This window comes from Vibrio sp. YT-19(2023) (genome assembly GCF_033337395.1).
Genome location: NZ_JAWOQN010000434.1, coordinates 1 through 740, shown reverse-complemented (window position 1 = coordinate 740; position 740 = coordinate 1). Strand labels below are relative to the sequence as shown.

General features: G+C 46.8%; 1 protein-coding gene. It reads left to right on the top strand.

The features are described 5' to 3' along the window. Positions 1-740 (top strand): ParA family protein (locus R7E78_RS26370; protein ID WP_318058640.1); only part of this gene is annotated, 740 nt, incomplete at both ends.

Genomic DNA, 740 nt, shown 5'->3' with positions numbered 1-740 from the left:
CCGCAAATCAGTGTGGCTGAGCACGACAACATTTATTCAGCGGTGGACATCATGTTAGGCAACGTGCCTGATGGAGTAGAGATCGACCGCGAAATTTTACACAAGAACGTGCTGTTGCCGACGCAATATCCGAACTTGAAGTCAATCTCCGCATTCCCAGAAGATGCTATGTTTAACGCAGAAGCGTGGCAAACGCTGTCTGAAGACCCATCACTTGATATCGTTCGTCTATTGAAAGAACAGCTTATCGACAAGATTGCGAATGACTTCGATATCATCATGATTGATACCGGTCCGCACGTTGACCCTCTGGTTTGGAATGCGATGTACGCGTCCAATGCACTGTTAATTCCTTGTGCGGCAAAACGTCTAGACTGGGCATCTACGGGTAACTACTTCCAGGATTTGCCTACGGTTTATGAGATGTTCCCAGAAGATTGGAATGGCTTAGAGTTTGTTCGTCTAATGCCAACCATGTTCGAAGACGACAACAAGAAGCAAGTCTCGGTATTGACGGAAATGAACTATCTGCTTGGTGACCAAGTGATGATGGCAACCATTCCACGTAGCCGTGCATTTGAAACGTGTGCAGACACCTACAGCACTGTGTTTGATTTAACCGTAAGTGATTTCGAAGGCGGCAAGAAGACACTTGCAACTGCTCAAGATGCGGTTCACAAACGCGAATTGGAATTGGAGCGCGTATTGCACTCTAACTGGCCGTCATTAAATCAGGGGTA